This is a genomic window from Clostridium sp. UBA871, assembly GCF_002295255.1.
Taxonomy (GTDB): Bacteria; Bacillota; Clostridia; order Clostridiales; family Clostridiaceae; genus Clostridium_J; species Clostridium_J sulfidigenes.
Window position 1 is genome coordinate 193,116 of sequence record NZ_DBFV01000004.1, and the last position, 12,628, is coordinate 205,743.

The 12,628-nt window shown below is 29.2% G+C and carries 16 protein-coding genes; all 16 read left to right on the plus strand.

The annotated features are described in order from the left end of the window. Positions 1 to 16 precede the first annotated feature (16 nt). Complete coding sequence (gene pheT, locus B3086_RS06805) at positions 17 to 2,041, plus strand: phenylalanine--tRNA ligase subunit beta (protein WP_346893044.1); 2,025 nt, start codon at positions 17 to 19, stop codon at positions 2,039 to 2,041. Between the two features lie 359 nt (positions 2,042 to 2,400). Next, positions 2,401 to 3,027, plus strand: a complete 627-nt coding sequence (locus tag B3086_RS06810) for a TetR/AcrR family transcriptional regulator (protein WP_346893046.1) — start codon at positions 2,401 to 2,403, stop codon at positions 3,025 to 3,027. A 13-nt stretch (positions 3,028 to 3,040) separates the two neighbouring features. Further along, positions 3,041 to 3,844 carry an alpha/beta hydrolase gene (locus B3086_RS06815; RefSeq protein WP_346880356.1) on the plus strand — a complete coding sequence of 268 codons (804 nt, stop codon included), beginning with the start codon at positions 3,041 to 3,043 and terminating at the stop codon, positions 3,842 to 3,844. A 280-nt stretch (positions 3,845 to 4,124) separates the two neighbouring features. Further along, the gene (locus tag B3086_RS06820; RefSeq protein WP_346846824.1) at positions 4,125 to 4,949 is read left to right on the plus strand and encodes a GNAT family N-acetyltransferase; all 825 of its coding nucleotides are present in this window, start codon (positions 4,125 to 4,127) and stop codon (positions 4,947 to 4,949) included. A gap of 260 nt (positions 4,950 to 5,209) precedes the next feature. Then, positions 5,210 to 5,437: a hypothetical protein gene (locus B3086_RS06825; protein ID WP_346846825.1), complete on the plus strand. Its 228-nt coding sequence runs from the start codon at positions 5,210 to 5,212 to the stop codon at positions 5,435 to 5,437. A 220-nt stretch (positions 5,438 to 5,657) separates the two neighbouring features. Then, complete coding sequence (locus B3086_RS06830; RefSeq protein WP_346846828.1) at positions 5,658 to 6,317, plus strand: UDP-N-acetylglucosamine pyrophosphorylase; 660 nt, start codon at positions 5,658 to 5,660, stop codon at positions 6,315 to 6,317. Positions 6,318 to 6,503: 186 nt separating this feature from the next. After that, positions 6,504 to 6,950: a GNAT family N-acetyltransferase gene (locus B3086_RS06835; RefSeq protein WP_346846829.1), complete on the plus strand. Its 447-nt coding sequence runs from the start codon at positions 6,504 to 6,506 to the stop codon at positions 6,948 to 6,950. 142 nt (positions 6,951 to 7,092) lie between these two features. After that, positions 7,093 to 7,566: a GNAT family N-acetyltransferase gene (locus B3086_RS06840; protein WP_346891409.1), complete on the plus strand. Its 474-nt coding sequence runs from the start codon at positions 7,093 to 7,095 to the stop codon at positions 7,564 to 7,566. A gap of 404 nt (positions 7,567 to 7,970) precedes the next feature. Then, the gene (locus tag B3086_RS06845) at positions 7,971 to 8,525 is read left to right on the plus strand and encodes a flavodoxin family protein (RefSeq protein WP_346891407.1); all 555 of its coding nucleotides are present in this window, start codon (positions 7,971 to 7,973) and stop codon (positions 8,523 to 8,525) included. A gap of 149 nt (positions 8,526 to 8,674) precedes the next feature. Next, on the plus strand, positions 8,675 to 9,154 hold the full coding sequence (locus B3086_RS06850) for an NUDIX domain-containing protein (protein WP_346891405.1): 480 nt from the start codon (positions 8,675 to 8,677) through the stop codon (positions 9,152 to 9,154). 12 nt (positions 9,155 to 9,166) lie between these two features. Continuing rightward, entirely contained in the window at positions 9,167 to 9,295 is a 129-nt protein-coding gene (locus B3086_RS06855; protein ID WP_346893048.1) for a hypothetical protein, read from the plus strand. A gap of 27 nt (positions 9,296 to 9,322) precedes the next feature. Beyond that, entirely contained in the window at positions 9,323 to 10,225 is a 903-nt protein-coding gene (locus tag B3086_RS06860) for a YafY family protein (RefSeq protein WP_346893050.1), read from the plus strand. An 80-nt stretch (positions 10,226 to 10,305) separates the two neighbouring features. Further along, positions 10,306 to 10,566: a zinc ribbon domain-containing protein gene (locus B3086_RS06865; protein ID WP_346893052.1), complete on the plus strand. Its 261-nt coding sequence runs from the start codon at positions 10,306 to 10,308 to the stop codon at positions 10,564 to 10,566. A 14-nt stretch (positions 10,567 to 10,580) separates the two neighbouring features. Then, positions 10,581 to 11,027, plus strand: coding sequence for a VOC family protein (locus B3086_RS06870; RefSeq protein ID WP_346893054.1), 447 nt, complete (start codon positions 10,581 to 10,583; stop codon positions 11,025 to 11,027). An 82-nt stretch (positions 11,028 to 11,109) separates the two neighbouring features. Beyond that, positions 11,110 to 12,054 carry an alpha/beta hydrolase gene (locus B3086_RS06875; protein ID WP_346846835.1) on the plus strand — a complete coding sequence of 315 codons (945 nt, stop codon included), beginning with the start codon at positions 11,110 to 11,112 and terminating at the stop codon, positions 12,052 to 12,054. 162 nt (positions 12,055 to 12,216) lie between these two features. Then, a complete protein-coding gene (locus B3086_RS06880; protein WP_346893056.1) occupies positions 12,217 to 12,582 on the plus strand; it encodes a hypothetical protein in 366 nt (121 codons plus the stop codon). Positions 12,583 to 12,628 lie beyond the last annotated feature (46 nt).

Below are 12,628 nucleotides of genomic sequence, written 5' to 3' on the forward strand. Positions count from 1 at the left end.
AATGGGGGTAAGAAAAATGAAGATATCATTAGATTGGATAAATGATTATGTGGAAATAAAAGATATAGATGTTGATTGGCTTGTAAGTAAATTCACAATCACTACTGCAGAGATAGAAGAAGTAAATTATATAGAGAATGACGTGATAATTGAAATAGATAATAAATCTTTAACCAATAGGCCAGATTTATGGTGCCATTATGGAATAGCAAGAGAAATTTCAGCAATCACAGGTAGAAAATTAAAAAGTATAGATTATATAAAGGAAGAGCAGCTAAGAGACAGTAGTAAAAAGACTTTAGAGGTCGATATTGAAGATAAAGAAAAGGTTTTGAGATATTCTGCAATTAAAATTGGTAATGTGAAGGCAAATAAATCGCCAGAGCTTATTGCTGATAGATTAAGTAACTGCGGCATTAGACCAATTAATATTATAGTAGATATTGCAAACTATGTTATGCTTGATATAGGTCAACCTCTTCATACTTTTAATAGTAGAGATATCCATTCTATTAGAGCAGCTAGCTTAAAGCAGTCAATACAGTTCGATACTTTAGATAATTCACAAAGAGATATTCCTAAAGATACATTAATGATATGCTATGAGGATAAGCCTTTAGCCATAGCAGGCATAATAGGAGGATATGAATCAGAGGTATGTGAAAATACAGAAGGAATAATCCTTGAATCTGCTACTTTTGATGGGATAGCTGTAAGAAAAACTGCCTCATCCTTAGGTATTAGAACAGATGCAAGCGTGAGATATGAAAAGTTCTTAGATACCGCAATTACTATTGTTGCCATTGGGAGATTCTTGAAACTGCTTCAGAAGTATCAGCCTGAAATAGAAGTAGAAACATCGCTGTACGATAATGTTATTAATGAAGTAAAGTCTATAGATATTAGCATTGACCGTAAATATATAGAAACTTATTTAGGAAACAACATTGATAAGACTGTTGTGATGAATATACTAAAGAGTTTGGAGTTTGAGATAGAAGAGAAAGAGAATGTATATTATATAAAAGTGCCCACCTTCAGGGCAACAAAGGATATCACCTGCAAAGCAGATATAATAGAAGAAATTCTTAGAGTGTATGGCTATGATAATATAAAAGGCAGTCCTAATAAAGCAGAAGTAACTGCTGGTATAAAAGATCCTATAAAGGACATGGAGTATTTATTGAATGATATATTAGTGAAAAAATTTGACTTCAACGAGGTTCACTCCTACTCATGGTACGATAACAATTGGCTTAAGAGACTTGGCTATGAATATAAAAATACCTTGAAGATAGTGAATTCTGGAGTAAAGCAGTATGAAAGCCTTAGAAGCGATATACTGCCTAATTTACTCAAAATAATTTATGACAATAGAAAAAGCTTCGAGGAAATTAAAATCTTTGAAATAGGAAGAGTATTCAAAATGGATGATGGTAAATTAGCTCAACCTAAGCATTTGACAGCTGCAATTTACAGCAGCAAAGATGAGGAACAATTATATCGCTATACAAAGGGAATTAGCAGCTATTTATTAAAAACTGCGAAAAATATTGATGGAAAGTATATTCAAATAAAGGATGACTATAAGGAGCATTGCCTTAGCATAAGCTATAAAGATGTGAAATTAGGATATGTATATTCTATACCGTCCTCTACACTGAAATTATTCAGCAGCAAGCATACTATAAAGGTAATAGACATTAATTTGCAGATTCTTAGTACTGTAGAAAAAAATCTAATTAAATATGAAGCAATTTCCAAATATCCTGAAACTTATCTTGATTTCAGTATTTTAACTCCAATGAATACGCTTTATGATGATATAGAATCCCTAGTGAATAGATTCATCCACCCATTAATAATACAAACTAATTATATAGACACTTATTCAGGAAAAAATGTTCCAGATAACATGAAGAGTACTACTATTAGAATGATTATTGGTGATAGTAATAGAACTTTACAAATTGAAGAGATTACTAAGGTAAAAGAGCTTTTTATTAATTATCTTAATGAAAATGGGTTACAACTTAGATAGTGGAATGGTTATACTACGTTAGAAAATAATTAGAGATAAGTTCACAGTTAGAATTGAAGTAGAGTAAAAATAAATAGTATCTAAGTTTTTTTGTAAACTAATTAGCAATCGTGGATTTGGGATGACATGTTTCACCTCCACCAATGAAACCCTCAACAAGTTGTTGTTGAGGGTTTTGTTATTGTGCGCCCAGCATGGGCAACAGCAAGTAGTAGCAAAATTTCGATAAATGAGTAGCAGGTATTTATAGTTAGTTTACAAATTTATTGAATATTAAATTTTAGGTCTTCTAAAAAACGGTCAGTAGGGTTAAAATAAAATTAATCTACTGACCGTTTTGGTCTATAAAGGAGAATACTATGAATCAATCATATTTTCAGTTACCATCATATAAACAAAAAAATTTGCTCAATTCTGGATACAAGCTATTCGCATTATATCCATATAAGAAAGCTTCAATGAATGCAATTGCTAGTGAAGCCGATATCTCCAAGTCGTTATTGTTTTATTATTTTAAAGACAAAAAGGAATACTACTTATTTTTATTTAATACCGCAATTAACTTTCTTGATGAACAGAAGGAAGAGAGTGTTAATAAAAAAATAAATGATTTTTTTCAACTAATCAATAAAACTGTGGAGCGTAGAATGAAAATGATTAATGACTATCCATATTTGTATAAGTTTGTCACAAAAGCGTATTATGAAAGCTTTGAAGAGATAAAGCTTGAGCTAGATAAGAGGAAAAAAATAATGCTGCAAACTGGGGAAGAGGAGATATTAAAGATTATCGATTATGATAAATTTAAAAATCCAAGTGATGTAAAGATATTGCTTGATATAGTTCTTTCTGCGGCAGAAGGGTTAATGCGTGGACTGGAAGATTTGGATATTTCAAAAATGCAGCAGAAGGTAAGTGAGTTTAAGGGTATGATGAATTCTTTGAAAAAATATTATTACAAGGAAGAATTCTTGATTAAACTATAAAGGGGAGTTCATTATGGAGGATAAAGTCACACATTTGGTATTTCAAAATTTGAATTGTGAGATTCATTACTGGTATAGAAAGGGAACAGCAAATAAATGGGTGCTATTTTTTCATGGAGCAGGTGTTAATCATGAAATGTTCAATGAACAATTTAAGGCATTTGATGATACTTACAATTTAATTGCATGGGATTCTAGAGGGCACGGTTTATCTAAATTGGAGCAAGGGAAAAAATTTCAGTTTAAAGAAATGATTAGCGACTGCAAAAAATTATATGAAATTTATAATATTGATAAAGCGATTCTTATAGGACAATCAATGGGGGGCAATCTGGCTCAGGAAATATCTTATTATTATCCAGAACTAGTAGAGAAATCAGTGTTGATTGATTGTACCAAAAACACAGGTAAGCTCACATTTATGGAAAAGTGTTCACTGAAATGTACTAAGTTTATATTTAACTGCTATCCATGGAAGTTACTTATAAAACAGAGTGCGAATGCTTGTGGAAACAAAGCTAGTGTAAAGAAATACGTTAGGGATTGCTTTGAAAGGATAGATAAAAAAACCTTTATTGATATAATAACAGATTTAACAGGATGTCTTCACTATGATTCGGAATTTAAGTTTAAAAAACCTGTGTTGTTACTTTGTGGTTCAGATGACAAAACAGGCAATATTAAAAAAATTGCTGAGGCATGGGCAAAAGATGATAGCAATTGTACATTTTATTTTATTCATCATGCAGGGCATAACTCAAATCAAGATAATCCAGATATGGTTAATAAGTTGATTATTGACTTTGTAAACAATTAGTTATATTAGGAGTATAGTTGTTACATACATTTATATTTATATTTTCATTTTTAAAAATGCAAAACGCCAAATGGTAATTTGTGGTAGATGATGCTTATTATATCTTCAAGACAGATTCATGGTTATGATAAATAATAAATTTTGCTTAAGCACGCCGATAGAACTGTTACGAGAACCGTACCATAAGTAGCCGTAGTTTTTTCTATAAATATGAGATAAATTTTGTATTATTATTTTAATTGTCCGATACAAGAAATTTATGGACTTTTGGAGGGGTAAAATGAGGTATATAGAAGATAAAAATTTTAAATATAAAGATGAACTGATAAAAGAATTAAGAGCTTATAATTTAAAACATACTGGCGAAAAAGATTCATCAACTGAATATTTTTATGCTATTGATGGTGAAAAACTGGTTGGAAGTATATATACAAATTATTCTTGGGATTGGGTAAGTATTGGTAGTATGTTTTATGAGAACATTGATGTTTTAAAAAAGTTGATTTCAGAAGTTAGTGATTATTATAAAAATAAAGCAATAGGCATGAAATTATATACAGAAGTTGAATCTAGAGTAGAAGATTTTAAGTCTATTGGTTTTGATATTGGAGGAACTACAGAAAGGACACCAAGAACAACTAGATATTTTTATTTGAAGAATATTGATTTTGATATAAAAAGTAATTTACAGATACAAGTTATGGTTGTGACTGCAAAAGTAGATAAATATAATTCTATTTTATTAAATCGAATAGAAAAGTTTAATAGAGATAATAATATTTATCCAATGGAAGAAAGAAATATAATGTTTGTTGCATTAGATAATGATAAATTTGTTGGAGGAGTTCATGGGAGCATTACTGAAGATTCAATGTATATAGGTTGGCTTGTAGTTGATGAAGAATGTAATGGAAATGGAATTGGTAAAAATCTTATGTGTAAAATAGAGGAAAAAGCAAAAGAGCTAAATGTTTATAGCATTAATTTAGGTACAGTAGAGTTTCAAGCAGAAAAATTCTACGAAAAATTAGGATACAAGGTAGTTTTGGTAAAAGAGAATGATCCAAGAGGCTATAGATCATATAGTATGGTAAAAAAAATATAATTATAAAGAGTGAGGTGACCAATAAAAATAATTAATAGATGAAAAAAGGAGATCACTAACATGAAAAGTATATCAGTATTGCTAACTAATTAAGAAAGTTTGATCTTTGAAAATTGAATAGTATAGTATTTGAAATATTAATTACTAAATTTGTGAGATTTATGGATGAATATTCAATATGATGTGGTATAATTTTCTTAAATTGATTCTAAGCCATATAAATTGTATTTATATTAATATTACAGGGGGGGAGAATATACATGATTGAGAAATATTTATTTATAATTATTGCATGTATTTATTACATTGTAGCATTAGCATTTTATTTCTTATTACTAACACCCAAACTTCAAAAAAGTTTAAAGAAAGCAAGTCCAATACAAATAAAATTAATAAAAATTATATATCTAATAGGTGTAACTGTAATATTTTTAGTACTTATTTATTTTCATTTCTATATATCTGGACAAATTTCTTTAAATATCTAGCAACTTAATAAAAGTTACAATTACTTAAAATATGGATATTAATTTCTGAATAGTATGATATTTTAAAATATATAATATGTATCATTATTATGAGAAAGGGGTAAAAGATGGCTTTATATAAATTGCCGTTAGGTATTAGAATTCCTAAAAATAATGAATATCCTAGTGGATTTGATGTGAAATCAATTAATTATTATAAAATACATTAAGGAGGATTATTATGGGGATTTCTGTTGATGAACTTTTTACATTGAGTGAATTATATGCACAAGCAATATTTTGTGGGGTTAAGTATCCTTGGGAAGCTCTTACAGAAATTAAGGATTTCATTTTTGAATATGCAAAAAATCTGCCAAGCGATTTTGAAAGAATAAAGGAATTTGTATGGGTTGGCAAAGGCACTACTATAGAAAAAAGTGTTCTTATAAACGGTCCAGCGATTATCGGTTACAATTGTGAAATCAGGCATTCTGCTTACATTAGAGACAATGTTATTATTGGTAATGATGTTGTAATTGGAAACTCAACTGAAATTAAAAATTCAATCCTCTTTAATAAAGTGCAGGTTCCCCATTACAATTATGTTGGTGATTCAATATTAGGGTATAAAGCGCATTTGGGGGCAGGTGCAATAACCTCTAATTTAAAGTCTGATGGAACATTAGTAAAAGTAAAATATGGTACAGATATTGTTGAAACTGGTTTAAGGAAATTTGGTGCAATTCTAGGCGATTCAGCTGAAGTAGGATGTAACTCAGTTTTAAACCCAGGGACAATAATAGGAAAAGATAGTATTGTTTATCCATTAAGTTCTGTAAGAGGTTATATTCCAGAGAATAGTATTTTGAAAAGTACTGGTGAAATTGTAGAGAGAAAATAAAGTCAAGGAACCAGGATATCGTATTAATTCAGAAGTGAATTTTACTGTGTTTTAATTCGTATTTTGTAGATATGGCGAACTAAATTATAAATTTGTTCTTTAAAAATTGAATAGTAGGGTATTTACAATATATGTTATAATTGCTTCATGATAGTAAAATAGTACGAATTAATTTGAGGTGAAAATATGAAAATAAGAGAAGTATCAATACAAGATTTTGATGAATGGCTAAAACTAAGATATTTGTTATGGTCTTATCATACTTTGGAAGAATTAGAAAAAGAGATGAAAGAAATATATAAGCGATTCAAATTAGATTATATGTTTTATATAGCAGAAGATAATGGGAATATAGTAGGGTTTATAGAGGTATCAATACGTGAAACTGCATTGGGATGTAAAACAAAGAACGTAGGATTTATAGAGGGATGGTATGTAAAACCAGAATATAGGCAAAAAGGTGTTGGAAAATTATTAGTGGAAAAAGGTGAAACTTGGGCTGTAGAAAATGGGTGCATAGAAATTGGGTCAGATACCACTGAAAGGTATCCTATTAGCCCAATCGCTCATAAATCATTAGGGTATGAAGAAGTTGATGTTCCATTGAATTTTAAGAAGTCCTTAGTCAGATAATTAAGTCACAATGTTAAAGTATTATAAAAATTAAATATAACGTAGATACCGTACTATTCAAAACTGAATACGCGGTATTTTTTATGTCGCAATTCAAAGGAAAGTGCGAACTGAAGATTATAAATATAAGGTGGTGCAAAACATGAAAGTAAGAAAAATGGTTAAAGAGGATATTGACCTCCTCATAAATATTCGTATGGATTACCTGTTTGCAGAAAAAGGTGTGTATTCTTCGGAAGAGGTGCAAGATATTAGAACGAAGTTAGAAGAATATTTTACTCAACACCTTAACAATGGATTTATTGCTATCATTGCCGAGAATGAAAATGAAGTATTAGCAACTGCATTTATGTCAATCGTGGAAAGACCTCCGATGATAGCGTTTTCATCATATCTTGTAGGTACGGTATACAATGTTTTTACATACCCTCAATATAGAGGAAAAGGCATTGCAACGAAAGTTATGACTGAACTTTTATCGGAAGCAAAGCTATTAGGCGTTGCCGCAGTTGATTTAATGGCGACTGAAAAAGGGAAACCATTATATGAAAATCTCGGATTTCGAGTATCAAAATATACATCAATGAATAAGTTTCCTCTAACACTCGCAAAATAATTATAATCATAATCAGAAGTTATATTAATACACAATATTCTTATATTGCCTATAAGTTATGTGAGATATTAAAATGAAAAAAATATCCTTGTCTAGTTTTAAATATAAATATGGATATAGAGAACTATTTAAATATAAAAATATGAACCTATTTAACTATGGATATATTTAACTATAAAACTAGTTGTTGTGTTCATGCGGGTTTCAGGGGTTATCTATTTTTGAAAGCGACATGAAATTGTTTATCAATAAGTTAGTAGATTGAATTTACAAATGAATAATTGTAGGAGAATCCCCACAGAAAAACACAGACACATTCTTATCTATACTAAAATATAAAAATAAATAAGTTTATAGCAGTCATTTAACTGACTATAAACTTATTATACGAGGAGTATTGATTAATGAAAACTCTTATTTTTAGTGGCACACCTAGAAAAAATGGTGATACTATGGCTTTGATAAACGAGTTTATTAAATATTTAGATGGTGAATATAAAATAGTAGATGCATATGATTGCCATATTCATCCTTGTATTGATTGTAGATACTGTTGGCAAAATGATGGCTGCTGTATAAACGATGAGATGCAAGAAGTTTATAAATATATTCAAGAATGTGACAACATATTAATTGCATCACCACTTTACTTTTCTCAATTAACAGGTCAGTTACTTGCTATTACAAGCAGGTTACAAACATATTTTTGTGCAAGACATTTTCAAAATATAAAACCTATTAAGAAAGAAAAAAAAGGTGGAGTTATAATTGTTGGAGGTGGGGATGGACGTATTGAAGATGCCTACACTACAGCATGTACAATTTTACATCATATGAACTCTAGGGACATTGCACCAATTATTTATAGCCATAATACAAATAATATATCATCTAAAGATGATATAAAAGCAATGGAAAGTTCAAAGAATTTAGCATTGTTTTTTAATGATGATGAATAGATTTTTGGCGTAATCTAAAATTAAGTAATTCGTATTTTTCTTATATTGCTTATAAGTCATGCGAGATATTAAAATGAAAAGATGAAGTTCTTTTTAAGTGTCAGACAAAGAGTATTTTAACAACCGGTTAGTTTTTTATGGAGGTAAAAATGAGCATTAGAAGTGCAGCAAAAGCAATTATTATAGATAACAATAAAATTTTATTAAACAAGTGCTTTGATGAGAATAATGGGAATTATTATTCGTTGCCAGGTGGAGGACAAGATATATATGAAACTTTACATGAGGCTGTTATAAGAGAATGTCTTGAAGAAACAGGATACAATGTTGTACCAATAAGATTTTCTGCTTTATATGAAGAAATATGTGATAGCCCTAAAACACGAGAGTTATATCCTGATTATATTCATAAAATATATCATATTTTTATATGTAAATTAAAAAATGACAAAACTATTAATCCTACAGAAATAGATGATATGCAACTTAAAAGTGAATGGATTGATATAAATAATTTAAAGGAAATATATTTATTACCTAGTTTTTTAAATGATAATATTTTTGAAATGATAAGTAGTGAGAATCCTAAATTTTTCGGTTCAGAACATATAGCTTATAATCACGGTTAAAATATTTTTGTTATGACAAAATATATAGAGAAGATACCTTATACAAAGCTTACCATACAATTCTATTGTGGTAAGTTTTATTCAATATATGTACAATATAGATATCCTGCAGGAGAGGATTTAATGTTGATAATTGATTAGTTGTACACCATTTTGGGGGGAGATTGATTGAAGCGATTATTTGAAATAATGTATTTGCTATCAGAAAAAAAATGTATAAAAGCTAGTGAATTAGCAGAACATTTTGAAGTATCTGTACGAACTATTTATCGTGATGTGGAAACGTTAAGTATGGCTGGAATTCCTATATACGCTAAAAAAGGAAAGTATGGAGGAATTGCAATACTTGATAATTTTGTTTTTGAAAAAAGTATTGTATCTGAAGATGAACAGATTCAAATTTTAGCAGCCATTCAAAGTATACAAGAGGTAGAAAAAGGCGCTATTAATGATTTATTAGTTAAATTATCTGGGCTATTTCAAATAAAAAATCCAAATTGGATTTCGATAGATTTTTCTGATTGGAGTAATCAACATCAAGAATTATTTCAAAGAGTAAAATTTGTAATAGTGAAAACACGTGTTTTAAAATTTGATTATTACGGTAGAATTGGAGATATTTCAACTCGTAAAGTGGAGCCAATACAGCTTTGGTTTAAAGGACATGCATGGTATTTAAGAGGGTACTGTCAAGAAAAACAGGCTATTAGAGTATTTAAATTGTCAAGAATGAAAAGAGTTGAATGTCTTGATGAGTCTTTTAAAAAGAAGGAGCTTAACATAGAGGATAAAGAAGAAATTGATAAATATATAGATTCTCCGCAAAATAAAATTTCGTTTTCTATGAAAATAGATAAATGTATGGCATATCAAGTATTTGATTATTTTGAAGAACATGAAATAAAATCTAATGAGGATGGAACTTTTACTGTATCATTGAATTATCCTAAAGATGAGTGGCTTTATGGGATGATTATGTCATTTGGGAATCATGCTAAAGTTATTTCTCCTGAATCATTAAAAAGTGAAGTTGCAAATAGATTTAAAGAAGCTTATGAAAATTATTTTTAAAGTTGACATACAGGTGTCAATTTTAAAATGGTATAATAAGACAAAATTAACAATTTAAATATTGATAGGAGAGATTAACTATGGAGAAAAAAATATGTCAAAGTTGTGGTATGTCTTTAGAAGATGAGAAGGAGCTTGGAAAAAATTCAGATAGTTCAAGTAATGAAGACTATTGCTGTTATTGTTTTTTTAATGGTAGATTTATAAAAGATGAAACTTTGGAAGAAATGATTGAAAGCTGTATTCCGTTTAGAATAAGCGACGATTGTCCAGATGCAGAAACTGCACGAGCTAAAATGATGAAGTATATGCCAAATTTGAAACGTTGGAAAAAGAAGTAAAGGAGGATTTTTTTATGTTACATTTAGGTTCCATTTATCTTGTTGTAGCAGATATTAATAAATCTATAGATTTCTACAGTAAATTGCTTGATATAGAAGTAAGTTGTAGAAATCAAAATAGGTTTGCAGAATTTCACTTTGAAGGACACAACATATCTATGCTTAATCCACACTTCGATGAAGAAAATCCTGATAAGATAATAAGTATAGGCAAATATGATAAAGAATTTGATTTCACTGGTGTAACAAGTGCACCTAATAAAAATAAGTTTGTTTTAAATTTTTGGATTGAAGATTTGCAAAAGGAATACGATAGGATTATAAGTTTAAATATATCAACGAAGATTACTAATATAAAATATTTTTATTCCAGAACACCATATTATTATTTTCAATTAAAAGACCCTGATAATAACATTATTGAAATTACTGGTGGATATAATGGTGAGGTAGTAAAATAAAATTTGTACAACTATAAGTAATAATGTTGAAATACCAGTATGTTCAGAAATAGAGATTATTTTTATAGAGGAGGTGTAAGTTATGAAAAAACAAAACGATTATTCTTCAGAATATATCAAAATCAATGGAATAGAGCAATACTTGTTACACCATACCATCAGTGCTGAACTTCCTGTCCTTTTGTTTTTACATGGTGGTCCAGGAATGCCAGAGTCAACATTCGCATATGCTTTTCAAAAAGAATTATCAAGTTTTTTTAACATTGTTCATTGGGATCAAAGAGGTGCAGGAAAAACATTAACCAAATCGAAAAGAAATAGTAACTATCCTTCTTGTGAAGAATTAATAGATGATTTATTTGAAATAGTTAATTATTTGAAAAAGAAATATAACAAGGAGAAGATTGTTATATTAGGTCATTCTTGGGGAAGTGTACTGGGAACATTATTTGTGCTGAAATATCCTCAAGAGGTATTATACTACATCGGTGCAGGACAAGTAATAGATATAGTGGAGAATGAAAAGATTGGTTACGAAAAAGTAAGGGAATTAATAATAAAAGCGGGCAATAAAAAGGATTTAGACAGTCTTGAAAAAATAGGGGTTTATCCCGAAAAAAATTACGAAAAGCCTATGATAAAGAAATTACAAAGAATTAGAATACTGCAAGGAAAGTATAAGGTTGGAATGAATTTTATTCCTATAATAAAAACATTACTTAAAAGCCCAATTTTCAGGTTGTCAGATATTGTGAGTTTATTTAAAGGGATGAGTAGTAATAAAAAACTTTGGGATTTTTTATTTTCACATAGTTTATATGAAGAAAGTCGTGATTATGAAATACCTGTTTTTTATATTCTTGGAGACAGAGATTTTCAAGCCCCGCATACAATAGCAAGTCGTTATTTTGATTCAATTAATGCACCAAACAAAAAAATGTTTATTATAAAAGAAGCTGGTCACTTTATGATGCTTGATCAACCGAAACTATTTACTAATGCTTTAGCTGATATTTGCAGATTATGAGTAAATACTAAGATTATGAAGTATAAATAAGAGGTAGTTAAGCCGTATTTTAAATATATTAGCTAATATAATCAAATATAAATACATATTATGGAAATTACCAAATATGGTTTAACCTCGTGAATCAAAATAATTAATAGACGAATAAAGGAGAGCACTAACATGGAAAATGTATCAGATGAATGTAAATTGGAATCAATAAAATCCTTCCAGTCAACTATCAGTAAATCTGAAAAGGCCTTGGCTCAGATGACAGAAAAAAGGTCAAATACTACCTTAATAAAGAAACGACTTAAAGCTCTTCACATTGGGTTGGCAATGCTAGAAAAAGTTTGGAATAAAATACCCCACCATTACAATGAGAAAGAATTAGTTGAAGCTGGAAATGTTCTTACTGGTTTACTCCCATCAATTGAAAGAGTTTATGCTAAATCTAAGGTAGGAAGTCCTCAAAGAACACTTTTAGAAAGAAGAATTAAATCATTGGAGTTAGCTATTCAAGCCATTGACCATTATTCCAATGAATAAATCAGCTATTTCTATAGGTAGTTTAGGTTTTATAGATTCAATTCAT

Excerpts from the sequence above, each read along its gene's own strand:
- B3086_RS06875 (WP_346846835.1), top strand. The coding sequence starts at position 11,110 with ATGAAAAAACAAAACGATTATTCTTCAGAATATATCAAAATCAATGGA.
- B3086_RS06815 (WP_346880356.1), top strand. The coding sequence starts at position 3,041 with ATGGAGGATAAAGTCACACATTTGGTATTTCAAAATTTGAATTGTGAG.
- B3086_RS06835 (WP_346846829.1), top strand. The coding sequence starts at position 6,504 with ATGAAAATAAGAGAAGTATCAATACAAGATTTTGATGAATGGCTAAAA.
- B3086_RS06810 (WP_346893046.1), top strand. The coding sequence starts at position 2,401 with ATGAATCAATCATATTTTCAGTTACCATCATATAAACAAAAAAATTTG.
- B3086_RS06845 (WP_346891407.1), top strand. The coding sequence starts at position 7,971 with ATGAAAACTCTTATTTTTAGTGGCACACCTAGAAAAAATGGTGATACT.
- B3086_RS06840 (WP_346891409.1), top strand. The coding sequence starts at position 7,093 with ATGAAAGTAAGAAAAATGGTTAAAGAGGATATTGACCTCCTCATAAAT.
- B3086_RS06880 (WP_346893056.1), top strand. The coding sequence starts at position 12,217 with ATGGAAAATGTATCAGATGAATGTAAATTGGAATCAATAAAATCCTTC.
- B3086_RS06820 (WP_346846824.1), top strand. The coding sequence starts at position 4,125 with ATGAGGTATATAGAAGATAAAAATTTTAAATATAAAGATGAACTGATA.
- B3086_RS06850 (WP_346891405.1), top strand. The coding sequence starts at position 8,675 with ATGAGCATTAGAAGTGCAGCAAAAGCAATTATTATAGATAACAATAAA.
- B3086_RS06825 (WP_346846825.1), top strand. The coding sequence starts at position 5,210 with ATGATTGAGAAATATTTATTTATAATTATTGCATGTATTTATTACATT.
- pheT (WP_346893044.1), top strand. The coding sequence starts at position 17 with ATGAAGATATCATTAGATTGGATAAATGATTATGTGGAAATAAAAGAT.
- B3086_RS06830 (WP_346846828.1), top strand. The coding sequence starts at position 5,658 with ATGGGGATTTCTGTTGATGAACTTTTTACATTGAGTGAATTATATGCA.
- B3086_RS06855 (WP_346893048.1), top strand. The coding sequence starts at position 9,167 with ATGACAAAATATATAGAGAAGATACCTTATACAAAGCTTACCATACAA.
- B3086_RS06865 (WP_346893052.1), top strand. The coding sequence starts at position 10,306 with ATGGAGAAAAAAATATGTCAAAGTTGTGGTATGTCTTTAGAAGATGAG.
- B3086_RS06870 (WP_346893054.1), top strand. The coding sequence starts at position 10,581 with ATGTTACATTTAGGTTCCATTTATCTTGTTGTAGCAGATATTAATAAA.